This is a genomic window from Bacillus sp. JJ1609 (assembly GCF_036967045.1).
Taxonomy (GTDB): domain Bacteria; phylum Bacillota; class Bacilli; order Bacillales; family Cytobacillaceae; genus Mesobacillus.
In genome coordinates this window covers 77,713-102,939 of the sequence record NZ_JBALSS010000014.1, presented here as the reverse complement: position 1 = coordinate 102,939, position 25,227 = coordinate 77,713, and the positions used below count along the sequence as shown (strand labels likewise).

22 protein-coding genes and 2 pseudogenes are annotated in these 25,227 nt (G+C 41.5%); 1 reads left to right on the top strand and 23 read right to left on the bottom strand.

Annotated elements, in window-relative coordinates:
- Window positions 1-4: 4 nt before the first annotated feature.
- From V7654_RS12730 to V7654_RS12625, 22 genes and pseudogenes are all read right to left on the bottom strand, one after another.
- Window positions 5-892, bottom strand: coding sequence for an N-acyl homoserine lactonase family protein (locus V7654_RS12730; protein ID WP_335430709.1), 888 nt, complete (start codon window positions 890-892; stop codon window positions 5-7).
- A gap of 147 nt (window positions 893-1,039) precedes the next feature.
- Entirely contained in the window at window positions 1,040-1,171 is a 132-nt protein-coding gene (locus tag V7654_RS12725; protein ID WP_335430708.1) for a hypothetical protein, read from the bottom strand.
- Window positions 1,172-1,727: 556 nt separating this feature from the next.
- Window positions 1,728-2,393: a Type 1 glutamine amidotransferase-like domain-containing protein gene (locus V7654_RS12720; protein ID WP_335430707.1), complete on the bottom strand. Its 666-nt coding sequence runs from the start codon at window positions 2,391-2,393 to the stop codon at window positions 1,728-1,730.
- Between the two features lie 407 nt (window positions 2,394-2,800).
- Entirely contained in the window at window positions 2,801-3,184 is a 384-nt protein-coding gene (locus V7654_RS12715) for a DUF1398 family protein (RefSeq protein ID WP_335430706.1), read from the bottom strand.
- A 215-nt stretch (window positions 3,185-3,399) separates the two neighbouring features.
- A pseudogene (locus V7654_RS12710) lies at window positions 3,400-3,837 on the bottom strand (VOC family protein).
- 170 nt (window positions 3,838-4,007) lie between these two features.
- A complete protein-coding gene (locus V7654_RS12705) occupies window positions 4,008-4,745 on the bottom strand; it encodes an SDR family oxidoreductase (protein ID WP_335430705.1) in 738 nt (245 codons plus the stop codon).
- Window positions 4,732-6,435: a M28 family peptidase gene (locus V7654_RS12700; protein ID WP_335430704.1), complete on the bottom strand. Its 1,704-nt coding sequence runs from the start codon at window positions 6,433-6,435 to the stop codon at window positions 4,732-4,734. The genes V7654_RS12705 and V7654_RS12700 overlap by 14 nt, the downstream gene beginning before the upstream one ends.
- 37 nt (window positions 6,436-6,472) lie before the next feature.
- Window positions 6,473-7,045, bottom strand: a complete 573-nt coding sequence (locus V7654_RS12695; protein WP_335430703.1) for a GNAT family N-acetyltransferase — start codon at window positions 7,043-7,045, stop codon at window positions 6,473-6,475.
- A 74-nt stretch (window positions 7,046-7,119) separates the two neighbouring features.
- Entirely contained in the window at window positions 7,120-8,364 is a 1,245-nt protein-coding gene (locus V7654_RS12690) for a hypothetical protein (RefSeq protein ID WP_335430702.1), read from the bottom strand.
- 13 nt (window positions 8,365-8,377) lie between these two features.
- Window positions 8,378-9,103 carry a creatininase family protein gene (locus V7654_RS12685; protein WP_335430701.1) on the bottom strand — a complete coding sequence of 242 codons (726 nt, stop codon included), beginning with the start codon at window positions 9,101-9,103 and terminating at the stop codon, window positions 8,378-8,380.
- Between the two features lie 13 nt (window positions 9,104-9,116).
- Window positions 9,117-10,256 (bottom strand): M20 family metallopeptidase, encoded by a 1,140-nt coding sequence (locus tag V7654_RS12680; RefSeq protein WP_335430700.1) that lies wholly within the window; start codon window positions 10,254-10,256, stop codon window positions 9,117-9,119.
- Window positions 10,249-11,583: an amidase gene (locus V7654_RS12675; RefSeq protein ID WP_335430699.1), complete on the bottom strand. Its 1,335-nt coding sequence runs from the start codon at window positions 11,581-11,583 to the stop codon at window positions 10,249-10,251. Before V7654_RS12675 ends, V7654_RS12680 begins: the two co-directional genes overlap by 8 nt.
- A 176-nt stretch (window positions 11,584-11,759) precedes the next feature.
- Window positions 11,760-13,397, bottom strand: a complete 1,638-nt coding sequence (locus tag V7654_RS12670; protein ID WP_335430698.1) for an ABC transporter substrate-binding protein — start codon at window positions 13,395-13,397, stop codon at window positions 11,760-11,762.
- 84 nt (window positions 13,398-13,481) lie between these two features.
- The gene (gene nikC, locus V7654_RS12665; protein ID WP_335377642.1) at window positions 13,482-14,300 is read right to left on the bottom strand and encodes a nickel transporter permease; all 819 of its coding nucleotides are present in this window, start codon (window positions 14,298-14,300) and stop codon (window positions 13,482-13,484) included.
- Window positions 14,301-14,315: 15 nt separating this feature from the next.
- Complete coding sequence (locus V7654_RS12660) at window positions 14,316-15,329, bottom strand: ABC transporter permease (protein ID WP_335430697.1); 1,014 nt, start codon at window positions 15,327-15,329, stop codon at window positions 14,316-14,318.
- Between the two features lie 20 nt (window positions 15,330-15,349).
- Window positions 15,350-16,345 carry an ABC transporter ATP-binding protein gene (locus tag V7654_RS12655; RefSeq protein WP_335430696.1) on the bottom strand — a complete coding sequence of 332 codons (996 nt, stop codon included), beginning with the start codon at window positions 16,343-16,345 and terminating at the stop codon, window positions 15,350-15,352.
- Window positions 16,299-17,315, bottom strand: a complete 1,017-nt coding sequence (locus tag V7654_RS12650; protein ID WP_335430695.1) for an ABC transporter ATP-binding protein — start codon at window positions 17,313-17,315, stop codon at window positions 16,299-16,301. The genes V7654_RS12655 and V7654_RS12650 overlap by 47 nt, the downstream gene beginning before the upstream one ends.
- Window positions 17,316-17,328: 13 nt before the next feature.
- On the bottom strand, window positions 17,329-17,988 hold the full coding sequence (locus tag V7654_RS12645; protein WP_335377646.1) for a GntR family transcriptional regulator: 660 nt from the start codon (window positions 17,986-17,988) through the stop codon (window positions 17,329-17,331).
- On the bottom strand, window positions 17,979-19,025 hold the full coding sequence (locus V7654_RS12640) for a ketopantoate reductase family protein (protein WP_335430694.1): 1,047 nt from the start codon (window positions 19,023-19,025) through the stop codon (window positions 17,979-17,981). Before V7654_RS12640 ends, V7654_RS12645 begins: the two co-directional genes overlap by 10 nt.
- Before the next feature lie 10 nt (window positions 19,026-19,035).
- The gene (locus V7654_RS12635) at window positions 19,036-19,854 is read right to left on the bottom strand and encodes an SDR family NAD(P)-dependent oxidoreductase (RefSeq protein WP_335430693.1); all 819 of its coding nucleotides are present in this window, start codon (window positions 19,852-19,854) and stop codon (window positions 19,036-19,038) included.
- Window positions 19,855-20,483: 629 nt separating this feature from the next.
- The gene (locus V7654_RS12630; protein ID WP_335430766.1) at window positions 20,484-20,924 is read right to left on the bottom strand and encodes a pyridoxamine 5'-phosphate oxidase family protein; all 441 of its coding nucleotides are present in this window, start codon (window positions 20,922-20,924) and stop codon (window positions 20,484-20,486) included.
- A gap of 282 nt (window positions 20,925-21,206) precedes the next feature.
- Entirely contained in the window at window positions 21,207-22,142 is a 936-nt protein-coding gene (locus V7654_RS12625; protein WP_335430692.1) for a DNA/RNA non-specific endonuclease, read from the bottom strand.
- Between the two features lie 403 nt (window positions 22,143-22,545).
- Between V7654_RS12625 and arr the strand changes: the two are divergent.
- Window positions 22,546-22,962: pseudogene (gene arr, locus V7654_RS12620) on the top strand (NAD(+)--rifampin ADP-ribosyltransferase).
- 695 nt (window positions 22,963-23,657) lie between these two features.
- Here the strand turns inward: arr and V7654_RS12615 are convergent.
- A complete protein-coding gene (locus tag V7654_RS12615) occupies window positions 23,658-25,184 on the bottom strand; it encodes an amidase (protein ID WP_335430691.1) in 1,527 nt (508 codons plus the stop codon).
- Window positions 25,185-25,227: the final 43 nt, after the last annotated feature.

Below are 25,227 nucleotides of genomic sequence, written 5' to 3'. Positions count from 1 at the left end.
TGTATTACTCTACAACCGTAACAATACGGTTCTTGCCAACTTGCTCTGTTTGGTATTTGTCAAAGACGGCAATGTCATGTCCCGGGATAATGAAATCAACTTTCCCTCCGACCAGTTTATTTATTTTATGAATGGACATTAGTTGTTCCACATTATCAATTCCAAGTCCCAGAGGTTTATTGTCGATAGCATTTTCGTATGTGTACACGACATCCTGGGCAAGCGCATACATTCCTTTCTTTGTCTCAACCGTAACGGCTTGCGTGCCAAATGTGTGGCCCTTGGCTTGATGGAGCTTTACTCCTTCTGCTACTTCAAAATTGTCCTCTTCGATCAGCGTCAACCTGTTTTCTGCCGCCACTTCCATTAGATCTTTAATATGGTCCATATCGGTCGCCAGCCAAACCCAATCCCGAACCTTGTCAGGCAGTGATAAGGAAGACACCCAGCCATCAAGCTCCTCTTTTTGAACATAAAATTGGGCGTTTGGAAACTGGTCAATATTCCCGGCATGGTCAAAATGAAGATGGCTTAATATGATGATATCAATGTCATTTGGAGTTAAATTTACTTTTTTCAATACTTCGGCTGGAGCTTCGATATTCGTTGCACCAAATAATTTGGACCAATCCTTCTGGCCATCTTTTGCCTCATTTCGATAACCGATGTCAAAAAGAATATTGTGTTCCTTATTCTGAATCAAAATATAAAAGAATGGCAGATACGTGGTTCCTTGATTATGCGTCCCATAAACCAATCCAGATTTGGGATAGTCTTCAATACCTCCGTACTCAAGCAGCTTTATACTATAGTCACCTTTTTTAGCCGCAAATGCGCTCCCCGATAGGATAAATGAAAAAATCAAAGTGAAAAGTAAGATTATCTTCTTCAACCTCATCTTCTCCTCCTTTTCATTAAGATTTTATTCACTTATTATGATTTCCAGATTTGGTTCGAAGCATGAATAAACATGTCAAACAACGATTTTTTTCTTAACAAAAAAGAGGAAGCACAAGGAACGTCCCTGTGCTTCCAACTATTATTTATTTTGCTTTTTTAAAGCTTTTAAAGCGACTTTCTCTAGCCCATTTCCTCTTTCTTCTGCAAATTCAATATCTGCTTTTGGCAGAGCTTTATTGTGTTTTTCTTGCTTATTTTTATTGTTGGTCATCTTTTCTCCACCTTTGTTATATTCTTTTGCCCTCATGGGTGTCACAGATAATGTCCAGAATCATGTTACCGAAATTATTGTCTGCACCCATAATTCTTAGTTTGCTTTTCTTTTCAGGGAAAATTCCTCGTTAGAAGATAAATTCATTTGAGTAAAACGCCCTCATCCTTTTTGTTTCCCTGCTGCTAAATTATCCTGCGTCTTCACAACACCATTTTTATTCTCAACAACAAACTTAGTATATTCCCCTACCTCCTCCAAATACTAAGTCTATTGTTTATTTTTTAGAGATGGGTTCATGGCTAGTATTTGGCGGATATTGTGAATGATTGGAAAAATATCTTTCGTACCCGGCCGGTTCTTTTATTGGTGCTGGGTCTCATGGTTCTGCCTTCTGCTTATGCGTAGTTAGTATTGGAAATGTATACCACATTATGACGTATGAAGCTCTCCAGGCTTTAGCTGTAATCTCATGCCAAAGATACGTTAATAACGTTGATCAGTTTAGCCATTTCAATAATGCCCTTCAATTTTCAATTTTAGCAGCCAAGTATTATCATAACGAAAACAGTTTCCAATCCCCTTCGGAGACCACTTCGACCACTCCGTCAATTACTTTGATGGCGGTTTGATCGTCAATCGCATACGCCGGCCCCTGCATCCCGGCGGCCCATTTCTCTGCAGCAGCCATCGTGTTATGCGGCAGCATCTCATGTTCCAGATGAGGAAACATTGCAAAATCGACCATACCCAGCGTTTCATCACTACCGTTGGTCGGGGTCCAGCCAACGAAGAATTCCCCGATTTTAGGTGCCATCACCATGCTCCCAGCACTCATTCCCACATAGACTGCGTCCAATGACGGCAAGAGGTCTGCCAGCCCGGATTGCCGCATCCAGTGGCACAGGTAAAGGGCGTCGCCGCCCGACACCAGCAGGACGTCCGTCTCCCTGACCAGCGGCACCCAGCGGTCATCGTCGATGCTTGGCAACGCTGTGAGCTCCAGCACGCCTACGGACTTCCAGCCCAGGCCGACCATGTTATCGGATCTCCCGCTGATGAACTGCCAGGCATTGACACCTGGACCTACCCAGGGGTGTCCGTACAACGCGGTGGGGATGCACAAGGCGTTGGAGTCGGCAATCGGTTTTCCCAGCATGTCAACAAGCGTGTCGTGTATGCTTTCGTTATTGATGCCAGCAGATGTTAGCAGAAATTTCATAATTTCACTCCTTGTCGTTTAATTTCAAACAGGGTTGCGGATGTCGTTTGGAACAGCGAAAGCTGGTACAAGAACAAATTAACCCGATATAGTGTCGCGTCAAGTACCTTCCCGTTTCGAGTATATATTCTATAAGGATAATTATAAGTCCTTTGTTAATTTTTGCTCAGCAGCGGCTGCCCTTTTTCACCCTAAATAGGCATTGAAAGCTAGTTTTATCGGTCTACCATCGTATTTATAATTAATTATTTGATAATCACTATAATGCTCCGTTTTTTCAATAAGGAATACAGCAAAAAGATGCCTCAATCCTGCCTGGATCAACGCACCTATTAGCTGAAGTAGATTCCTCCACAAACTCTCTTTTACAAATAAAAAGTTGCCTTAACAGCTGTTTTGAAGTTATTTTAAACTTTAAGCTTTTCTTCAATTACTTCTTCTTTGATACCAATATATTCAACCTTTTTCTCAGGTATATAAACACGATAGGTTACAATTCCAGCCTCAGAAATCTCTTTTAAGAAATCTATAAAGGGGAGAGAAATGTTAGCGATTGCATTGAGTACCTTATTTCTATTAAATTTATCTGAGATAACCAGGTTTATTTGGGAATCAGTTTTAAACTCAGAAGTGACTCCCTTATACTTGGCTTGACCAGTAGCAACATCTATTTCATATTCATTTATGCCTCTTTGTGACAATTCGTCTAAGAATTGAGCAAAGCTTATATTGCCGTTACTTCTTCTGTGGATAATCTCTTGAAATTCACTTTCTGTTATTTTGTCAATCATATAATACCCCCGATTAAAATTAACTCTTAATTATTCCTCCACATCCTTATTCTAACCTTGGAGGTAATTCATATGTTTGTAAAAATGTTCATTGTTTCTTCTTCGTTTGTGCTATAAAGAATTCTACAAAAAAAGGCGTTTAATCCTATCAGGGTCACCGCACCCGATAAGTTAAGAAAAAATATTTAAAGATGGGAATCTAGTCATTTAAAGATTTACCCGATTTTCTCCGCCAACTCTAAAATAATTCCCTCTGGACCCCGAACGTAGCATAACTTATAACTTTCTTCATATTGCTGTATCTCACCAAAGATTTCCGTGCCCCTCTTTTTCAATTTTGCAACAATAGCTTCAATATCTTCAACAGCAAAGCAAATATGTCGGATACCCAGCTTATTTGCAAGAGGTTGCTGAATATCTTTTTCATCGGATGGCGAATAAAATTTGACTAGCTCTATCCATGCCTCTCCATCTGGCATCCCCAATCCTACACATGCCGTTTTAACATCATGAAGCCCAACTATTCTGTCCAACAGTTCTCCATCCAATTCCCATTCCGCTTGCACTTCAAGTCCTAAATCAAGAAAAAACGCTTTAGCTCTGTAAGATTATTTTACAATTATACTTACATGATCAATTCTATTGATCTTCATATCTCATACCCCTATACACCTGATATTTTCTTGAAGCAAAGGGACGCCCCTTTTGCTTCTTTTTACAAGTAAATGGTTTAAGAGCTGATAGCAAAAAACTTAGACCAAAATTTTATTTTAATTATATGATTAATTAGATTAGTCCCCTCGGCTTGTTCCGGATGACTTATTTACCCCTGATTAGTCGGCCGGATAATGATTTCATTAACTGCAACGGAAGCAGGCTGTGACAGTGCATAATATACGGCGTTGGCAATATCCTCACTTTTTATGGAAGGAAGATCGGGGTTCTCAAAAATTGGCCTAACTTCTTCATCGATTATTAGATCTGTTAGCTCTGTGTCTACAACACCAGGCGAAATCGTGGTCGTCCGGATATCTGTTTTAGTCAGTTCTTTATTTAGCCCCTCCATAATCACCCTTGCTGCGAATTTTGTTGCACAATAAACAGTCCCTGAAGGGAAAATACCGTGACCGGCAACTGATGATGTCGTAATTATGTGACCACTGTTCCTTTTAAGCATATAAGGAAGCACAGCGCTTACACCATGAAGGACTCCTTTTATGTTGACGTCAATCATTTGATCCCATTCTTCGACTCTATTATTTTTCATATAGGAGAGTGGCATAATTCCTGCATTATTGAAAAGTACATCAATTTTGCCGAATTGTTCAAGTGCGAATTCCGCTAAACTTTGAACCTCTTCGAGTGATGTTACATCTGTCAGTTTATAAACCGCAGTACCTCCTTGTGACTTAATCTCTTGTGCAAGCTCTTGAAGACGTTCTTCCCTTCTTGCAGCAAGAACAATTTTCGCTCCTTCACTTGCTAATTTTAAAGCAGTTGCACGACCGATCCCACTGCTGGCACCTGTAATAATAACGATTTTATTTTTAATTGCCGACATAATTTTCACTCCTTTTTTCACTAACAGCCAATAAGTTGCAAGCCTCTTTTAGTGCACTTTTTAAAAGATAATTGACTTTATTAATCTGTCTAATAATTGATGTGCTCAGCAAATAATAGTCGTGTGTCCCCTTTTCCAATGCAGCAATTCTATTAATTGAGGAAAGTGCGGGAATGGGCAAAAAACCAATAGCTGCATCATGCTCAAAAATATCAGTACACACATAATTAAGAGGAACAAGCTTGCGCGAGATTGCCATAATTCTTTTATTAATCTCTTTCTGAACTACTACCGACATTCCAGATGACAAGAGAGTAAATTGAGCTTTCAAAAGAACTTCTTCAAGTTCGTTTAAGCGTTCCAAAGTTACATCCAAATCGACTTTATCTCCTGCAGCTGCCTGATACTCTTTGATTGTATCTTTCATCTCTCGTACCGCAGCCAACTGGTTAATTGGCAATATAGGATCAGTCAAAACTTTATAGATGGAGAGAGCATAGATTTCACAATCTCGCTTTAAATTTGCAGAGTCGATTTTATCGATTGTGTCTTCCACTGTATGCCACCACCAGCCAAAGCCTCCCGCCTCCTTTCCTGCAAATACTTGAAACACTTTTTGGGATAACGGGTCATTAGATAATGGTTGTTCCGACATTCCCATAAATAAGGAAGGAACTCCTGCTCCCCAAAAAGATTGGTCAGCGTATTTCCCATATCTGCTTCCAATATAATCCTGACCGGCTATCTCCTTCACATAGAGAGCTGCTATCTCCTTCGTTTCACTCATACAGTTACTTTCGCTCAGTATGGTAGCTCCTTTGCCTCCGACAGAATCTATATAAAAATGCATGACACAATTCTCGTGGATTTCTTCCCAATGATGATCACAGTAGTTTTGAGATCCAGCATATCTGCCATGTGAATGTCCTGACCAAAAAGCAAAACGGATTGATCTTTTCAATTGCTCTTTATATTTTGAAAGCACTCTTCCCACCTCAAGCATAGTCGCATTCGCAGACCCGTTATCCATGGCTCCGTAATGCCATGAATCGATATGACCACTGAATAAAACAAAATGCTCTGGTTCCTCTTTACCTTTAATGTCGGCGGTTAACGTGGGGATTTTTGTCCATTTCGTTTCAACCTCGGTATGTAGTTCTACCTGGCCCTTCCCTTCGTTAATCCACTTTTTAAGTATTTCTCCAGAATCATCATTTACTGAAATGACAGGAATCTTCGGCATTTGGATAATATTATCGGCAGTCGGACTCCCCCAGACAGTCGAAACAATCATTTCATGTGTAAAAGGTCCATTTATAAAGATGGCTCCAATAGCTCCCGCTTCCCAGAGCTTTTTTAAAACCACTGGACTCGCAATACCTTCTAAAACAGAAATTTTGCCGTAACAAAGATCAAGTTTATCATCCCTAAACTCACCAATATAAACAGATTCTCCTATTAACCCGCCTTCTTTAGTGGACGGTGCCATGGAGTGAGTAATACAAGGCAGATCGATATCTCCCACCTTTAAGCTCGCCTTACCAGGAAGAGAAATAAACGCTTCGTGAAAAGAGAGTTCAGTCTCTAATCCAAAGCTATGGAGAATCTTTTGGACATAATTGAAGGCTCGGAGCTCTTCTTCAGAACCTGACAACCTTACCTCTTTTGCAATGTTCTTGTTATAATCCATTAGTTGATTCGCATCTATTTGGGATATTATTTCCCTTTCAATCCCTGTCAACCTTTCCAATATTCTCCCTCCCATTTCTATTTATTCCTGAATGCCACTCTCGATCCAAAATACTCATCTCATAATAACTCCAATAATTTTCACCAATCCTGGAAGCTTCTCTAATAAGTCCCTCACTTTGAAAACCCATTTTCTGATAGAGTTTAAGAGCTGGAGTATTAAAATCATATACAGCAAGGCTTACCTTATGAAGTCCAAATTGTACAAATGCTATATTTAAAAGCTTATTGACCATTAAAGGAGCTAAACCCTTGCCTTTCATCTCCTTATCACCAATTAGGACTCGGCACATTCTTGCTGTCCTATTATTCAGATTGATTGCACCAAGGGAAATATGCCCGATTACCTTCGATGATTCAAGGTGAATAACCTTATAAGCATGTACCTCTGACCCTTTTTTATTTGCTTCCTTCAAATACTTAATGAGCTGTTGGTCCGTCAGCGGAAAGGAAAATCCTGACCCGCTCCATTGCAGTAAAAATTCAGGACTATCAATCCAGCTTATAAGTTGTGGGATGTCCTCTTCTGTAAAGTATTCTAATTCGATCATGTTGACGATCTCCCTTTGAGGAAAATATTAAATTTAGAGAAGGTGAAGCTCCCAAAAAGCCTCACCTTCCATTTTTATTGTTTCAACGTGTTAAAAGCATCAAATTCTACACCGTGCAGCTTGCTGATCGCTTTGATAAAGGTTTTTGTAGTATGAGGAGTGTCATACAGAATAGAAAAATATTCCGATCGTTTTTCTTTGGGAGTTTCTTTATAGGCGTTTCCTACCATCCAGCGGCCATAATAGTAGCAAGGGAAATAGGTTTTTTGTATTGGGTCTGAGAAGAATCGGAAGGCATTGTTTGCTTCAATTTCTGTTATACCGCCTTTCTTGATTAAATAATCAATCGCTTCCTCCCTGGATACCTGGCCAAGGTTATACATAAAGCAGGCATTAGTGGTAAACATCCTTTGATAGTCTAGATAATTCCTTGCGAGCAGATACTGTTGCTTTTGTTCATCTGTTACACCAGGTGTTTCCTCATTTAAATCGTCCCAGCCGAGAAAGCTCAGGGCTGTTTCTGGACCACCTTCAAACAATGCATTGGTAGGACTGTTGATTAAGTAATACGAAGCTTCAAGTGGAAGCTTTCCCTGCTGGAACAAGTAATCCCAGCGACAGTAGAACGCCTGGTGCCCTGGATAACCTTCATGTGTCATGATTTGTGCGAGAATTGGCTCTGTCCATGGGCGGTCAATATTGAAGGTTAAGTTTCCGCGATACTTGCCGGTATATTTGGAATATCCGCTCCAGAACACTCCCCTGATCGGCTTGATCCAATCAATTCCATCTTCTTCTGGAAGTCCAATAACCCTTTTCAATGTCCCTTGCTTGCTGTTTTCACGGAAGTTTTCAGCTACTGTTGTCACCTGTTCAGGGTCAATCAATGTATCAGAACGCCAGGCAGTTGCTTTTTCAAATAAGCTTCCTTTGTACCCAAGGTCTGACAACCCTTTTTCAACAAGATCCCTGGCGTGTTCGAGCTGCTGCTCTGTAATTAAGGTGGATGGCAACTCCTGAATGTTCGCAATCAGTTCTTCATATGGAACGTTGTCGCCCTGCAGGCTCCGAGCAAAATAACGGAATCCGTTTAACATTGCTCTCAAATATTCTCCTTCATGCCCTTCTTTCGCTTTAATTTCGCTTTCTGCCTCATCCAAAGCATCAGAAATGTCATCAAAGCTGGTAAGCGTTGGTTTCACTTGACTATAACTTGCTGTTGCAACCTCCTGGCTGTGTAATTTTTGTGCTTGTTCATTCAAACTGACAACGATATCGACGATTTTTTCTCCTATTGGTTCATCCGTCCATCTTAACATTTTATTTTCCTCCTTAATTGACTGATTCATATGCCACCCTCCATAAATCTTCAATATCGGATAAAACTAGTTCCAGCATCATTTCATATAATCTTTCGCCTTTTTCGGCTGTCGCTGCGCCTGCATTTCCTAAATAGCCATCCTTAAAGAAATTCTTGCCTGATTTTTTGAACTTGATTTTCGTATTCATATTTACATGGTGGTCACCAGCAAGACTTGGATCAGCAAGTTTCTCATCAATGGCCAGAATCAATGAAGTCTCATCTTCCCCTCCATGACCGGGCCCTTTGGTGATTTCTAAGATTTGCTCACGGTAATCCATCCACCAATTGATGGTTAAAACCTTCATCCCTAAGTCAGCAAGCTTTTCGGCAACAGTTGTTAAGCTTGGGATATTTCCTCCATGTCCATTGAACAGAACAATTTGTTCAAAACCATTCCGGTGAAACTCTTTTCCGATTTCGTAAACGTATTGAGAAAAAGCTTCCGCAGATATATCAATCGTTCCTTCAAATGGGGCAAGACCCCAAGAATGACCGTAAGCAACTTCAGGTGCCATCAATACCCTGTCTCCAATCATCCGATCAAGCCGGCGGACAAACTCCCTGGGAATCCACACATCCGTTCCAAGCGAACAATGAGGTCCATGCATTTCAATCATTCCAATAGGCAACAAAACAGTGTCTACGGATGCTTTAATTTCTTTGAATTTTGAGGCTGTTAAATCCATCATGTACATAATGTCAGTCCCCCTAGTTATTGGCATATCTTTGAATAATTTCAGCCATCAGGGCTGCTCTGTATGGAAGATTCGATAAATCCACATGTTCATTATCAGTATGAGCTCCATCTCCAACAGGCCCTAAACCATCAATTGTCGGAATGCCAAGACCTGCTGTGAAGTTGCCATCGCTCGCTCCTCCCGAAGACCCTTCTCCCAAATCGTATCCGTGTGAGGCCGCAATTCCCTTTAGCTCTTCATATAATTGAATCACTGCCTCTGTCCGTTCAAGAGGATAGCGGTCAATCTCCCCAAATACCTCGACCTTTGTTCCTTTTACAAAAACTGGTCTGTTCAAGATTGCTTCTGTAATCTTTTCCGCCTGTGCACTTTTGGTGATGCGAACATCAATCTCTGCTACAGCTTCTTTGGCAATGACGTTCCCGCGGGTTCCGCCTTTCACTACCCCGACATTCACTGAAATTCCTTCATCGCGGTTCTCAAGCTTCTTCAAATCTAGTATTTGGTGAGCCAGCTCTTCAATTGCACTGGCACCATCCCAGGCATTGATCCCCGCATGCGCAGCAATCCCTTCAATTTTCATCAGGAACTGCGCTGCTCCTTTTCTTTCGGTTTTTACTGCCCCATCCGGTCCGATACTTGATTCCGGAACCAATACTACCGAGCTTTTTCCAGCTTCCTTAAGGATGATCTCCTTCGAATTGGCACTTCCCACTTCTTCATCTGTGGATACAAGGAAGGTGATTTGCTTGTTCAGCTGGGTACCGGTTTCCTTCAATGCCCTTAATGCCCAAAGTGTAATAGCGAGACCACCTTTCATATCAAAAGTCCCTGGGCCATAAAGAAGGTTTCCTTCCTGCCTTATTGGCAGTGCTCCCACATCCCACACGGTGTCCATGTGGCCAATCACCAAAATCTGCTCTTCTTCATCCCCTGCTCCATATGTAAATTTGTATTGGTTGCCAACTTCCGTTTTTTTTATCATTTCGACGGAACCGCCTACCAGACTCTCAAATTCCTGTCGCAGTACTTCACCACACTTATCCACGAGAGCTTTTGTATGGGATGGAGATTCAGCCTTTGTCAACCTAATCAAAGTGTCAGTGATGTAGTTACTGTGCTCTTTAAGGTATTTTAAAATATCAGACATTGATCTTGATTCCCTTCATTGATTTGCCTAGCAGCCTTTCTAAATTCACTGCTGCTTCAATCAGTCTTTTGTCCTCAAAACGTCTACCAACAAGCTGCAGTCCAACCGGAAGCTTACTATCAGTAAAACCAGCGTTCATCGTTATAGCTGGATGTCCTGTAACATTAAATAACCCGGTAAATTTCATTTCGTTATCTACTTCAAGGGCAGGGTCCTCTTCTGGAGCAGGATAGGGTACCGTAGGCATAAGCAGAAAATCCACTCCATTTAATATCTGGTCGACATCCTCCCTCGCATTTATTACATCTCTTTTAGCTTCCAAATAATCTATTGAGCGATGTGAAAGGCCTGCGTCGATCTGTTTATATGTTAAAGGGGCATACTCCTCTTTCCTGGAATGCCATATTTCATGAATCAAGGCTGCTTCAGGTAAAAGAACATTCATAACTATTTCCTCTGTGCGATTAAAATACTTCAAATCAATTTCCTTCACAGACCAGCTTAAATTTTCCAACTGTTTTAACGCCTCTTCATAAACACTTAATACCTCTGCGCAAACATCTGAAATTTTATCGGCTGGCAAGATTCCAATGATCATATTTTCATTGTTTGGAAATTTCTCAGAGAGAAAGCCTGGCACCAGGGCATCCATCACCACTAATAAATCATCCGGACTCTTTGCCATAGGCCCGGCATGATCGAGTGATGGCGATAATGGAAAGACACCTTCGATTGAGAGCAAGCCATAGGTCGGTTTAAGTCCTGTAATTCCACAATAAGACGCAGGGATCCTTATTGACCCTCCTGTATCTGAACCAAGTGAAAATAACCCAAGCCCGACAGCGACTGCAGCGGCTGATCCACCACTGGATCCTCCAGCAGTCTTTGAAACATCCCAGGGATTGTTAGTCTGGCCATAATCAGGATGAACAACCCCATAGGCAAACTCCAACATATTCGTTTTACCAATGAGTATGGCTCCGCAGTCCTGCAGCTTTGATACCAATGGAGCAGTGGTGTCAGGAATATATTCCTTCAGGATATGGGACCCGCATGTCGTCCTGACTCCCTCTGTATAATATAGATCTTTTACGCTGTATGGGATCCCATATAAAACATGCTCCGCTTTATTTTTTAAAAAAGCAGTCTCAGCCTTTTTTGCTGCTTCTATGGCTTCTGATTCCAATGCAGTAATAAAACTGTTCAGTTCTGAGTCAACTTCTTTAAGCCTTTCGAAAGTGTTTCCTACTAATTCAACCGGAGACATTTCCTTTCGCCTGTATAAATCAGCCACTTCCAAAATCGATAAATCAGACCACTTTTTCATCATTCATCACCTATTGCCAGATAGAATCTTTTATTTTGATCGCCTGTTCTGTCACCAGGAGAAGAGGAAAATCTCGCCATCCTTCAGGTCCCAAAATTCTACATTGTCATTCCTCCTCCATTTGATTGAATAAAACGACCGCATACGATAAAGTCCTGCGGTCGCTTTAATGAAAATTATTCTTTCGTCATCTTTTGGAACGGTACATACCAAGTGTTCATCGGATTGATTTCATACCCTTTTACCCAGGTTCTTTGAGTAGCCTGAACAAGACGCTGTGCAGGGAAGATATACGGAACCTCTTCACTCATGATTGCCTGGATTTCCTGGTAAATTTCCTCTCGTCTGCCTTCATCGACAGTCTTTCTGCCTTCTTCCAATAGCTGATCGACTTTGCTATTTTCATAGAATGCAAGGTTGAATCCAGGTCCCTTACTAGAAGAATGTGCGAAGTACCAAAGATTGTAATCCGGGTCAGCATAATCCGGTGTCCATGCTGCGAGTGCTAACTGATGACCTCCTGAAGTAACAGTCTCCAGGAATGTCGGCCATGCAAGTGTCTTGATTTTCAAGTCAACACCAATCTTTTTAAAGTCTGATTGCATCATGACCGCAATATTCTTACGTACTTCATTATTCTCAGAAATCAGGATCTCCGTTTCAAAACCTTTACCGAGTCCCGCTTCCTCTAGAAGTGCTTTTGCTTTATCAAGGTCAAAATCATATTGCTTCACATCAGGGTTATAACCAAACATTCCTTCAGGGATGATTCCGCCGATACGCTTACCAGCACCCAGAAGAATATCATTATTGATAGAATCGTAGTTTACAGCGTGCGCCAATGCCTGACGCACCTTCACATTGTCAAGAGGTTTCTTCTCTATGTTAATCGCAATATCATCAATCTGGTATCCAGGCTGTGTGATAATATCAATACCTTCTGTACCTTCCATCTGTTTCATTACATCAGGGGAAAGCATAGAGTAATCCAGCAAATCTACTTCGCCTTTTTCTAGCATTAATCTCGCCGTTGAAGGTTCGTTGACAATCATGATATTGACAGTTTTTAATTTAGGTACTTCTCCCCAATAGTTCTCATTTGCTTTTAAAACCATCTTCTGGCCGCGATCCCAGCTTTCAAGAGTGTATGGACCAGAACCGAAATCCTTATCAGCAAGGTAACTTTCACCTAAATCATCGCCATGGTTTTCAGCAAGTTTCGGATTGACGATATTGGCAAACACAGTTCCAAGTGTTTTGATGAATGGGGCAAATGGTTTCTCGAGAGTAATTTTGATTGTATGATCATCCACTATTTCAAAGCTATCCTTTAAGATAACTTTATTAAATTGACCAGCAGCAGATTTTCCAATATCAATCGCACGAGTGAAGGAATACTTAACAGCTTCCGACGTAACAGGGGTACCATCATGGAATTTAGCTTCCTTATTCAAGTAGAATGTGTAGGTCAAGCCATCATCCGAAACATCCCATTTTTCAGCAAGTTGAGGCTTGACTTCAGTACCTGTTCCATCATAAGTAACGAGACGATCATAAAGCATGTAGGTTACACGAAACGATGTATTGGCAGCAGTGCCATGTGGGTCAAGGTGAGGTATATCCTGGTTGGTGGCGAAATTGAAGACTTCTTGATTTCCCGAACCCTTTGGTTCTGCTGGCGTATCGCTCTTGTCTTCGTTCTTCCCCTCTGCAGGTGTTGTCGTCTCCTGGTTATACTTATTACATCCAGTCAAAGCAAGTAACAGAATCAGCGCCATGGTCATCACTTTAAATAAGATACTCTTCCTTTTCATTATTTTCCCCCCAGATTTTTAGTGGAATTATTTTTACTTGCAAAGCTTTAAAAAGCAGGAATCACCCCTTTCAAAGAAATATAATTACCTATTCTTAGGATCAAGCAAATCTCTCATGCCATCACCCAATAAGTTAAAACCTAAGACAGTCAGCAGGATCGCCAAACCGGGAAAGGTAGCTGCCCACCAGGCATCCCGCAGAATTTCTCTGCTCGATGATAGCATAGCTCCCCACTCAGGAGATGGAGGCTGTGCTCCCAGTCCGATAAAACTTAGACCAGCTGCAGCCAAGATGACGAATCCTAAGTCCAGGCTCGCCTGGATGCTTGCTGGAGCAATCGCGTTTGGAATGATTTCTTTAAATAAAATTCTAAAAGGGTTGGCTCCGATCGCCCTGGCTGATTCTATAAACTCAGAGCTCTTGATTGACAGGACAGACGACCGGACAATCCTTGTATACCAAGGCCACCATGTGATCGCTAATGCCAGGAGGACATTTTCAATCGATGGTCCAAGGGCTGCTGCAATGGACATCGACAGGATGATACCTGGAAAGCTGAGGAAAATGTCAGTAAGCCTCATGATTACCTGGTCGACCATACCACCTACATAGCCAGCTATTGCGCCAAGGATGGTGCCGATTGGAAAAGAAATCAAAACGACCATTAATCCAATCTTTAAAGAAATCCGAGTTCCAAAGATAATCCGGCTTAGTATATCCCTTCCTACTTCATCCGTACCGAACAAATGATCGGAACTGGGAGGAAGTAATTTTTGTCCCAAATTTACCTCCAGCGGATCCTTAGGGGCAATCCATGGAGCGAATATGGCTAGAATAATAATCATTACAACCAGGAAAATCCCTAACACTGTTAAAGGACTTTGTAAAATCCGTCTAACCACTTATATTGCCTCCTTTTAATCATAGTTAAGTCGAGGATCGACAACCTGATAGAGTATATCGATGATAAGGTTTACGAGAATGAAGAGAACGGCAATCAAAATAGTGACGGCCATCACAGCTGGAAAGTCCAGATATGTAATGGCATTGACTGCATACTTGCCAAGTCCTGGCCACGAAAACACCGACTCAACGAGCACACTTCCGCCGAGTGAATGGCCAAAGGTCATGCCAAGAAGCGTCATGATCGGCATCATCCCATTCCTTAATGCATGGCCGTAAAGTACTCGCTTTTCTGATCCACCTTTGGCAAAGGCCGTTCTAATATAATCACTTCTTAACACTTCAAGCATTGATGATCTCGTCATTCTTGTGATCATCCCGATTGTTACGGCAGCTTGCGTAATCCCAGGAAGGATTAAATGGATCACAGCTGATTTAAACACCGTCCAATTCCCAGTCAGAAGAGCATCAATTGTGTACATCCCAGTGATTGTCTCCGGAGGAACCAGTCCTGTATCTAACCGTCCTGAACCAGGTAAAACCCCTAGTTTTAAATAGAAGAATAATAGAAAGATAATTCCCAGCCAGAATGCCGGCATGGCTACACCTATGAGTGCCATGACCCTGGCAAATTGGTCAGCTGCTTTATCTTTCTTGCTTGCACTTATGACCCCTAAAGGAATGCCGATTAAAATCGTGATAAACATCGAAAAAAAAGTTAACTCTAAAGTTGCCGGAAAATATTGTTTGATATCCTTCATCACGGGCTGATGAGAATAATTACTGTTTCCAAGATCTCCTTGAAGCAATTTTTTCATGTAATTGGAATATTGAACATATACAGGATCATTCAGGCCCATTTTTTCCTGCAGCTCCTCGATTACCTTCGCATCTGCGTATGGACCTGCAGCCAAACGAGCTGGATCACCTGGAATGGTATTCGAGATGAAGAAAGTTAAAATGCTTATACCAATCAATATTGGTATCATGAGCAGAATCCTTTTTACCGTGTAACGAAGTGCGTCCACCTATCCCGCCTCCTTTTTGGTTATGAAATATGGATTTTTGTTTTCGTAATCTGCTCTGCGTGTACATGAATACATGAAGCCCAGTGTCCCATTACTTTTTCCCTGAGCTCAGGAGTTTCCACTTTACATTCAGGTGTTGCTACTGGACAGCGAGTATGGAATGCACAGCCTGTCGGAGGGTTGATCGGGCTTGGCAGGTCTCCTTGCAAAAGGATTCTGTCTCGCTTTTTTGTCGGATCCGGAAATGGTACGGCAGTTAGCAGTGCCTTGGTATAAGGATGCAGCGGATTCCTGTATAGCTCATCAACATCCGCAATTTCGACGATTTTCCCCAAATACATAACAGCTACTCTGTCGGAAATATGCTGTACAACAGAAAGGTCATGCGAGATGAACATATAGCTCAAGCTAAATTCCTTTTGAAGATCCACCATAAGGTTCAGAACCTGCGACTGGACCGAAACATCAAGTGCAGAAACAGGTTCATCTGCGATAATTAGTTTCGGATTCAAAGTGAGTGCCCTTGCGATGCCGATCCTTTGTCTCTGTCCGCCAGAAAATTCATGCGGATAGCGGTCGAGCTGTTCTTTGCGAATGCCGATTTTATCAATCAAGCCTTCAACAACTTTCAACCTTTCCAGTCTATTTCCTACACCATGAACGATCAGCGGGGTTTCAAGAATCGCACGAACTGTGCTCCTGGGGTTTAAGGAGGCATAAGGGTCCTGGAAGACAATTTGCATATCCTTCCGCAACTCCTTCATTTCCTTTCTCGGAAGATGGGTAATATTCTTTCCACCGAAAAAGATATCTCCGGATGTTGGTTTTATTAACTGGAGGATTGTACGGCCCAAACTTGATTTCCCGCAACCAGATTCACCAACAATCCCTAACGTTTCCCCCTGCTCAATGTGGAAGCTTACTCCATCAACAGCTTTTACTTTTTTCTTTTCACCAAGAAACCCCTTACTAATTGTGAAGTGCTGCTTCAAGTCCTTCACTTCCAGAAGAGCCATTCAATTCTCCCCCCTTTTCCTCGTATAGCCAGCAAGCTGCTTTATGATCTTCTCCTACACTGCGCAATGAAGGTGTTTTACCTTTACAAATTTCCATTGCTGAACTGCAACGATCAAAGAAGCGGCAGCCCGTTGGCATTTTATCTGGTGATGGAACCATTCCAGGAATGGATCCAAGCTTTGCTTTTTTAACCCCTAGTTTCGGTATTGATTCAAGCAGACCTTTTGTATAAGGGTGCTTAGGATTCAAAAATAACTCCTTAACATCTGCCTGCTCTACAATTTTGCCAGCATACATCACAACAACACGGTCACAAACCTCTGCAACTACACCGAGATCGTGGGTGATCATGATAATCCCCATCTCGTTAACCTCTTTAAGATGATTCATTAAATCAAGGATTTGTGCTTGAACGGTTACATCCAAAGCAGTTGTTGGTTCATCACAAATCAATAGGCTCGGGTTGCATGCCATGGCAACAGCAATCATGATTCTCTGCCTCATACCGCCAGATAATTGATGTGGATATTCTGTAGCAATCTCCCCTGCTCGCGGCAAGCCAACTTCATTTAACAGCTCTATGACGCGTTTTTTACGTTGCTCCTTATTTAAATCCGTATGAAGGATTAGCGTCTCTTCAATTTGCCTGCCGACAGTATGAAGTGGATTCAATGACGTCAGCGGATCCTGGAAAATCATCGCCATTTTATTGCCTCTGATTTTCTCCATTTTCTTTTTCGAATAGGAAGTTACATCATCACGATCAAGATTAATGACACCCTCAAGCTTTGCCTTTTCAGGTAAAAGGCGCATGATCGATAATGCGGTCATGCTTTTTCCGCAGCCTGACTCACCGACAATACCTACTGTCTCGCCTTTATTTACCTGGAGAGAGATCTCATCTAAAATTTTCACGTATTTCCCATCTATCTTAAGAGATAGTGATACATCATGCAGTTCTAGCAACATAAAAACACCACCCTTATATAGTCAGAAGGCCCTTGACCCCTTTTAGTTCATTCAGTGCGTGAACATAATGATCGGAAAACTCCCTGCTGACTCTATCTGTGTCCTTTGACTTCAAAGCATCCAGTAGTTTTCTATGGTTTTCTACAACAAGAGCTGCCCTCGCAGGAAGCTTGTTAGCAACTGTCAAAAACATGGCTCCAACCTGGGTATCCAACTGCTGATGCATGTGGATCAATCTTTTATGCCTAGAAGCACTGACGATCACACTGTGGAAATCTATATCACACTTTGCCTCTGTTTCTAAGTCCTTCTCTTCCATAGCATGTTGGAACTCTTCCAATAGCGACTCCAGCCTGCTAAAATCTTTATCTATTAAATGAGGAATTGCAAGGCTTGCTGCCTTTGCTTCCAGCAAAGCCCTGAGAGTATAAATCTCATATGCATCCTGAGAAGAAAGTGTGGTAACATGTGTTCCTTTATTTGTTTCATGTTTGATCAACCCTTCATTTTGCAGTAACATCAGAGCCTCTCTTATCGGCCCGCGTGATATATTAAGACTTTCTGCAAGTTGGGCCTGGTTCACTTTTTCGCCAGGCTTCAAGGAACCGTTCAGGATCATTTTTCTTATGATTTTAGCTACATGATCGGAAAGATTTTCATGGTTTAAATGCATATTTTTTCTCCACTTTCATACCGTTCTTTTAATTTATATAAGTGATCCCAATCCATTTGAATCGTACCGTTTTCTATCTCTTTGATGAGAGACACCAGCAAACTTGTCAGTGGCATCGGAATACGATGATAATCTCCTATTTCTAAGATAGGGACTAATTGCGAATCAATTTCTGTCTTTCTTCTTCTGACAGCCAAGTCTCTCCAGATTCCACTTTTCGTTTTTTTGTTTGCAGCCATTCTTTGTGCTAGCTTTTCCAGCTGATTATCGAGAACTGTTTGATCCCGTGTATCTCGAGGATAAACAAACTCCGGGACCCAATCATCGAAACCGATTGGCTTAACACCTTCCTTATCCGCCACCTCTAGTATTTCTGAACAAAGTTCCATCAGTGTTTCCCTCAGTTCCATTTTTCTGACAACAGCTGCCATTGTTTCATCAACTAATGCAGTAGCGTATAAAAGTCCAGCGTAGGACATCTTCCCCCACAGGTAGCCCCATATGTTATTCGTAATCTGAGCTGGTCCCCAGCATTGGAGGATTTGCTGCAAATTCTTAACCCGCTGACTGATTTCCCCATCCAACTCCCCAAGATAGAGCGCTGCGACTCCTCCATAAAGAATCCTGCCCGGCTCTAAATAGTCAGCTGAAAAATTAACAAAGCATCCAATCGTTTTTTCTCTGCCTATCAAGCTGGCAATCTCGTTTTCGCATAGCCCGTTTTGGAAGGATACAACTTTGGTATCTTCCCCAATCAAAGGTAAGAATGGCTTTAAGGCTTCTTTTGTATGCTGTGCCTTAACACACAGGAAGACTGCATCCAATGCTGCGTTATTTTTAACTAGCTGTTCCGGTATATACGCATCGCATTCTACGGTAAAAGTTTCATCAGGCCCCTCAATTCTAAGACCGCGACGATTCATCACATCAACATGTTCTTGATCTTTATCGCAAAAAGTTACTTTGTTGCCTGCTCTCACTAGGTGAGCTCCCAACACGGCGCCAATCGCGCCTGCACCAATCACTGTGATTTCCATTCGACCCCTCCTAAAAAAGTTGTTGTCCGCCATCTGCTGAAATAGTTTGGCCACTCACATAGCTTGCAAAGTCCGATGCAAAAAACAGAACCGGATGAGCTATATCTTCAGGTTCTCCGAGTCGCTTCACCGAAATCGATTTGACCAGATTCACCTGTTCCTCTGTTGTCATTCTTTCCCACTGCTTCTTTGTTGAAGGATTGGAAATGACAAATCCTGGCGCTATGTTATTGACTGTTATGCCATATGGACCAAGTTCTTGAGCCATTTGTCTCGTAAAGCCTATCTGGCCAGCCTTGGCACTGGCGTACGCCTGTATTCCAGTCAGACTAGTACTTCTCCCTGCTCCACTTGAGATATTAATAATCCGTCCATATTTCTGCTTTTTCATATGTGGAGCAACTTCTTTTGTCGTATAGAACGCGGCATCCAGGTTAACCGCAAATATTTTTCTCCATTGCTCAGGCGTCACTTCTTCCACTGGTTGATGTATTTGCCCACATACACCTCCAGCATTGTTTACCAGGATGTCAATCTTCTTAAATTTTTGAACCGTGAACTCCACCAGCTCTTTCACACTTTTCTCTTCTGTTATGTCGCATGTATATGTATTAAAACGGTTGCTTTTTTTATTCAACTCAAGCCACTCATTGAGCTCGCTTTTCACTTCCGCAAGTTCCTGATTCAATATGTCCGTACCAATTACTGTTGCTCCGTGCCTAAGGAAAGTCTCGCAAATCCCTTTTCCGATCCCATGAGCTGCACCGGTAACTAAAACTACCTTTCCCGTAAAAAATGTCGATTGTAAACTGTTAACACTTTTAATCAAAAGACCACCCCTTCACTATCCGCTAGATATTGGTAATACTATATAACAGGGTTAAAAGGTTGTAAAGATTGTTTTTAGAATATTTTTAATATTATAAATTTAATGTTATTACGGTATAAATAATCTATTACTCTCTAATAATCTTAGTGTTATTTTGAAATACCTTTGTATGATCAGAAGTATGATTAAACCTAAAGTCAGCCTTCAGAAATTGATATACTGAATAAGTAAGTGTGTTTGACTCCGAAAACTTTTTTGAAAAACAAAAAAAAATAAAATTTTAAACCCTTTTACCTTTACGGCCTATAACATTTGAGTATTAGTAGAATTTTCAGTGTAATTGCTAATGCAAACTGTGTTATTTGAAGAGTCAAGATTTGATAGCAAACGACATATTATGCAATGGTTTAGGTAGACTTAATAACTTAATAACTTAATAACTTTTGAACCTAAAAAAAGCACATGCTAGTCAAACTACCATGTGCTTTCAATATATTTCATTTCTTTTTATAAACTAAAAGGGAGCTGATTCAGATGGCACGCTTTGTTCTGCGTGGTACCTAATATTTTAGTTGTATGGATAAATACACGATTGAAAAAAGCGCAGTGTACGTCCCTGCGCTTCCCTGTTATTTATTCAGTTCGATTGTTTCATTAACATTTGTTGATTCTGAACTTTGTCCTGTCATGCGTTTATACATAAAGACGATTTTCTTTATAAAATTACCGGTTTCCCAATATTCGGCTGCTTCGGCTTTTACCTTTATCAAGACCACATTAGGATCATCAAAAGAGGCCTGCATGATCTGCTCATATGCTTTACTCCAGAATTCCTCTTTCTTTTGTAAATCCTCAACAATTTCTGCCCTTCCACGGACTGAAACATAGGACTTACCTGCATACGCCACATTAACATCTTGGTCATTTAAAATTTCTTCATATTTATTCGTTTCTTTTTTAGTGAAAAACCATAAGTCTCCGTCAAACTCTACTTCTTGTGTTTTCATAGGACGAGAAACAAGCCCTTCTTCAGTTACCGTAGTCAGCATGGCCGTGTCCACATCTTTGATTAACTATCTCAAGGTTTCCATTTCTTCTTGTTTTATCATTTTAGACATTTCCTATACCTCCTCTAATATGTTCAGAGGTATACTACCCTTTACACCAACTTTTATTCCAGGGAGCAAAGGGACTTCCCTTTGCTCTTTCTGCTTTTAATTAGAATGAAGGTGAAGGTTTCTAAAATAAATAGAAGCACAAGGAACGTCCCTGCGCTTCCGTAAATTGTTATAAATCGTCTAACGAGGAAAATGTTCTTTCGTTCATTTATTTTGCCTTAAAGTTCTGGGCGCTTACTCACCCACCATACCGTCATTATCATTATCGCGCATATAGGGGTATAACCAATGATCAGAGGTTATCGGCATACTGAAACCTGCTGCTTTTGCTTCTTTAATCGTCACCTGTCCGTTACCGTTTGTATCAACACTAGAAATTTCACCGTTTGTGTTAGTACCAGTTGAATCGGAAGGCACACTGCCTGTTAAACCGAGTGATGCGTTTACTTCATCAGGGTTCACATTGTCAAATGTATCAACGATCTCGTTACCCATTAAAGTATAGGTATAATGATAACTTGAAGGAATCTGAGTTTCCGTATTCGGATATGTGATAATTGCTTCAAAATTGGTGACTCCACCTGCTCTACGAATTACGTCTTCCATATAAGCTTGATCACCATGTCGGTTGAGCGTACTATCTTGCGGGGTAATATTATAAGCATTCGATACCCCTCCGAGAGAATCAGCAATGATATGTCCTTCATCTAAAACGTCACTTTCGACACCAGGAACCCTTGCCTCATCAGAGTAGTATCTGCCAGAAGATAATACAGGTTCGTTACGGTCATCTTGTAGAATGATTTCGTCAGCAATGACACGTACTAATTGCCCGTATTCATTAGTAAACGCCCAATATTCACGGTCCCCATAACCAATGTCAACGACGACGTTAGGTTCACGATATCCTGACAAATCACCACCATCAACTTCAATTAGTTTGTATCCTGAGAACAGCTCATTATTTGATTGGGTTGGTTTTTCCTCTACTGGTTCATCAACAACCGTAGTGATCGTTTCTTCTTCTTCACTATTTTCATTTGTATTAACTGTGGTTACTTCTTGTGGATCTGTTTCTCCATCTGTAATGGATGAATCTTCTACGTTGGTACAACCAACTATAAAAATGGTTATTAAAAGTAAGATTAAATAGTTCACTTTCTTTTTCATTTTAGGACTCTCCTATAATAGTTTCATATTGTTCATTATTCTTTGAATAGTAAAATGTATTTACATTATTATCCTATTGATAATAGGACATTCCAATATCAACTATTATTATATGTCAAAATCCGGATTTATTCCTTCTACTTTTCAAGCACTTAGGACTCAAATTTACATTCGGATATATCCATTGGTCATTCAGGTTAAGAAAATTGTAAGAAAAAAAATAATCCCATCTCATTACTTGAGAAGGGATTATTCATAATTCAATATCTTAGAAAGGTCATACGAGATCACCCTTTCTACTTACATTATACTACCAATTATAAATTATTTATAGACTACACTTTCTACAGTTCCTGTCCTATACTTTTATTTACAAATCTAAAAATATAAGAGGTGTGTCACTATGAATGACAAAAAAGACATCTTAGATAATGGTCCTTTCTTTCATGGTACTAAAGCAGAACTAAAAATTGGAGATCTTCTTGAACCACAACACTTATCAAATTATCAAGACAAAAAATCGAACTATATATAATTCACTGCAACACTAGATGCGGCTAAATGGGGTGTCGAATTAGCAACAGCTAAATCCAAAGAAAGAATTTACATTGTAGAACCATTAGGTGATTTTGAAAATGATCCGAACTTAACTGACAAAAAATTCGCTGGAAACCCAACACGCTCATATAGGTCTAAATCTCCTTTGAAAATAATAGCTGAATTAAGTTCATGGGAAAGACATTCCGATGAAGAAATAAATCATATGCTTACTTTTTTAAAAAATTTACGTGAACAAGGAAAAGCTGTAATTTACGATTGATCTTCAACATCTATAAAGTCATGACTTAAAAGAACCAAAAATCAATTTGATTTTACAATTGGATTTCGTTTCGGCACCGGAGTGCCTCAATGGAAGCAAAGGGACGTACCTTTTGCTTCTTTTTAATATCAGCTTAAAACTTATACCAAAATTTTATTTTTTAAATAGATTCGTTAGATTAGTTCTTACCGCTTCTTGTTCCGGAATTTCAATTTACTAAGCTAAGGGAGGGACGCACACTGCATTTCTCTGTCAGTATTCCCCCGACAGCACCTCATCACCTCTGCTTAAAATGCAGAAACTGAACCCTTTAGCTAACTTATATGCAACCACTTGTCTATTCGTTTCTGGATTGACTACATAGGTAGAATGAAAGCATTCGTTCCAAAAAGGGATAGTCCTGGAGAAACGACTAATAATTTGCCGTATATGATCCTCGTTGAAACGGTCAAACCACTATGTAAAAGTACTATCATGCCACCACCAACGGTCAATCATTTTAAGGAATAGAAGAACAGATAATAATAAAATGCAATCCATTAAAGACAGCTGTCATTCCTTTTGCAGCGTTTTTTATTATTTAATAAAATATTGTGGCGGTACTTTTGGAGTAAATGCTAATCATTTTCAGGCGGGATCTGGCACAAAAAACCTCGAAGAGATGCAATCTCTCCGAGGCTGAATAACTGCATGCTCTACTGTCGTCCACTGGATTCTGAATAAGGCGAAAGTTGTTGATTCGCTGCGTCAATCGCTGTTACATGTACAGCGGGGCGCAGCCCGTTGTTCCATTTACCATCCAACGCGCGCTCGATTTGGGCTCCCAGCTGCAAAAGCAATCCATCGTTTCCTTGCTGTGCGAGGGCGTGAATTCCCATCGGCAGCCCGTTCTCAAGCTGAGCCATAGGCAAGGAGATACCCGGAAGACCACAGAGATTGGCAATCGGAGTATAAGAGAATATGCGCCAGAGATTATCGAACCAGTCGTAGACGGAGGGATTTTCGCTGATTGTGAGATACTCCTTCGTTCCAACCAGTGGCGTCGGAAGGGCCATCGTCGGGGTAAGGATGATGTCCCAGTCTTCAAAGAAGGCGGCCAGCCTGCGGGAAGTATCATTGAACACCGCCTGCATCTTGGCACGTTGTGTATAGGTGGCGCCACGGCCTTCTTCCCATACCCGAATACACATCGGTTCAACAAGGTCGGCAGGCGGTCTGTCCAAGCCTTTTTGCTCCAAAAGACCGTAAATCGTTTGTGTAAAATTCATGATATAGCATTCGGTTTGGGCCATATAAGAGGCATGAAAGTCAATATCCGGTTTAATCCATTCGACATGATGGCCAAGCCCTTCGAGGAATCCGGCCGCCCGCTCCAGTTCAGCAGCAATGTGAGGTGTGGCCTGGTAATCCCCCCACTCGTGTGAAACGGCAATACGGAGCTTTTTCGGATTCCGGCGGATGAGCTCTGAGTATGGCTCCGGCGGCATCCAGTAAGGCATGAACTCGCCCGGTGCCCCGCCCCGGCAGCTGTCCACAAAGGCAGCGGTGTCACGTATGGTACGTGTGTGGCAGCCCTGAACGGAGACCACCCCCATCAAGTCAGAGCTGTAGGGAGCAACCGATAATACGCCGCGGGAGGGCTTCAAGCCGATGTTGCCGTTCACACCTGCGGGAATTCGAATCGAGCCACCCCCATCAGTCGCATGAGAGATTGGAATGATTCCGGCCGCTACCGAAGCTGCCGTGCCGGCAGAGGAGCCGCAGGTTGTATAGTCCAGGTTCCACGGATTTCGAGTAACATAGACTTCGGGATTCTCGGCTGAACTGCAAAGCCCAAACTCTGGTGTTGTCGTCCGCCCTATAATGTTTAGACCGGCTTGGCGGATGCGCTTGGTCAGGAAGCTATCGGCAGAAGAGCGATTTCCTTGCATCAGCAGAGAACCCATCTCCTGCAGGCGCCCTTTAAGAGTGGGTCCCAGGTCCTTCATGAAAAATGGTACGCCCGCAAAGACGCCATCAGGGTTCGTTCCGTCTTTCGCCGGGTCTTTAACCGCATCATCGAAGACCTCAATGACGGCATTGATCTCAGCATTTAAGGTTTCTGCGGCGAGGGCAGCCTGTTGGGCCACCTCTTGCGGGGTAATCTGACCCCCCCTTACCAAATCAGCGAGGCCAATAGCATCAAGGTTAGACCATTCACTCCAGCTCATGACTGACTTCAATAATCTTCACTCCTTCTTTTTGGTTCAGATAGGATATTTATAA

What these genes read in the sequence shown, in the direction of transcription:
- V7654_RS12705 (WP_335430705.1), bottom strand. Translation starts at nt 4,745, where the DNA reads ATGTCGGCAATTAAAAATAAAATCGTTATTATTACAGGTGCCAGCAGT.
- V7654_RS12655 (WP_335430696.1), bottom strand. Translation starts at nt 16,345, where the DNA reads ATGGCTCTTCTGGAAGTGAAGGACTTGAAGCAGCACTTCACAATTAGT.
- V7654_RS12625 (WP_335430692.1), bottom strand. Translation starts at nt 22,142, where the DNA reads ATGAAAAAGAAAGTGAACTATTTAATCTTACTTTTAATAACCATTTTT.
- V7654_RS12675 (WP_335430699.1), bottom strand. Translation starts at nt 11,583, where the DNA reads ATGAAAAAGTGGTCTGATTTATCGATTTTGGAAGTGGCTGATTTATAC.
- V7654_RS12640 (WP_335430694.1), bottom strand. Translation starts at nt 19,025, where the DNA reads ATGGAAATCACAGTGATTGGTGCAGGCGCGATTGGCGCCGTGTTGGGA.
- V7654_RS12685 (WP_335430701.1), bottom strand. Translation starts at nt 9,103, where the DNA reads ATGTACATGATGGATTTAACAGCCTCAAAATTCAAAGAAATTAAAGCA.
- V7654_RS12670 (WP_335430698.1), bottom strand. Translation starts at nt 13,397, where the DNA reads ATGAAAAGGAAGAGTATCTTATTTAAAGTGATGACCATGGCGCTGATT.
- V7654_RS12645 (WP_335377646.1), bottom strand. Translation starts at nt 17,988, where the DNA reads ATGCATTTAAACCATGAAAATCTTTCCGATCATGTAGCTAAAATCATA.
- V7654_RS12715 (WP_335430706.1), bottom strand. Translation starts at nt 3,184, where the DNA reads ATGATTGACAAAATAACAGAAAGTGAATTTCAAGAGATTATCCACAGA.
- V7654_RS12695 (WP_335430703.1), bottom strand. Translation starts at nt 7,045, where the DNA reads ATGATCGAATTAGAATACTTTACAGAAGAGGACATCCCACAACTTATA.
- V7654_RS12650 (WP_335430695.1), bottom strand. Translation starts at nt 17,315, where the DNA reads ATGTTGCTAGAACTGCATGATGTATCACTATCTCTTAAGATAGATGGG.
- V7654_RS12690 (WP_335430702.1), bottom strand. Translation starts at nt 8,364, where the DNA reads ATGTTAAGATGGACGGATGAACCAATAGGAGAAAAAATCGTCGATATC.
- V7654_RS12680 (WP_335430700.1), bottom strand. Translation starts at nt 10,256, where the DNA reads ATGTCTGATATTTTAAAATACCTTAAAGAGCACAGTAACTACATCACT.
- V7654_RS12725 (WP_335430708.1), bottom strand. Translation starts at nt 1,171, where the DNA reads ATGACCAACAATAAAAATAAGCAAGAAAAACACAATAAAGCTCTGCCA.
- V7654_RS12700 (WP_335430704.1), bottom strand. Translation starts at nt 6,435, where the DNA reads ATGGATTATAACAAGAACATTGCAAAAGAGGTAAGGTTGTCAGGTTCT.
- V7654_RS12720 (WP_335430707.1), bottom strand. Translation starts at nt 2,393, where the DNA reads ATGAAATTTCTGCTAACATCTGCTGGCATCAATAACGAAAGCATACAC.